The sequence below is a fragment of the Vibrio sp. 1580 genome (assembly GCF_033340055.1).
Genome location: NZ_JAWOVT010000380.1, coordinates 1 through 638 on the forward strand (window position 1 = coordinate 1; position 638 = coordinate 638).

The window sequence follows — 638 nt, forward strand, 5'->3', positions numbered from 1 at the left end:
ATAATACCAATCACCCACACCACTTTACCGGACATGGAGATAAAGAAGTCCTGCATTAGGTGGGAAAGTTTCAAGTTCTTAGAAGACACCGCTTTGCTCACCACTTTGCGCGTGAGTTTAGCCAGTGCACGAGCAATCAATAAGATCAGCGCGAACACGAATAGCTGGAAGATATGCTGTGGTGCGTTTTCCGCAAACCAATCCACCGCGGAGTTTGACCAGTGACTGATGATGGACCACACCACTTTGGTGTCTAGCAAGTCGTGCGTGATGCTGCCTGTAATTTCAAAGATCTGACGCTTGTACTCCGACGTCTCAATACCCATTTTGTCGCCGATCGACATCAGGTTACGCAAACTTTCCGTTGCGATATTCAGTCTCTGCTTCACGATCAGTTGGCTAAGTTGCAAAGACGCTTTTTCTGATTCTGGGCTGGATGAAAGCTGCGTACCGATGATTTCTGCTTGTTGACGCAGATACTCCATCGATGCCGATAGCAAACGCATGCGCTTATCTAGCTTGTCTTGCAATTCCGCTTCCGCACGCTCATTTTGAACGCCTAATTGCTTGAGCCATGCCAAATTCTGCCAGCTCGAATCAAAGCTCACATCCAAGTAATGTTGAAGCTCGCGGTAGTC

At 47.8% G+C, this 638-nt stretch carries 1 pseudogene; it reads right to left on the reverse strand.

The annotated features are described in order from the left end of the window. Positions 1 to 638, reverse strand: a pseudogene (locus R7093_RS26120) (mechanosensitive ion channel protein MscS); the annotation flags it as partial.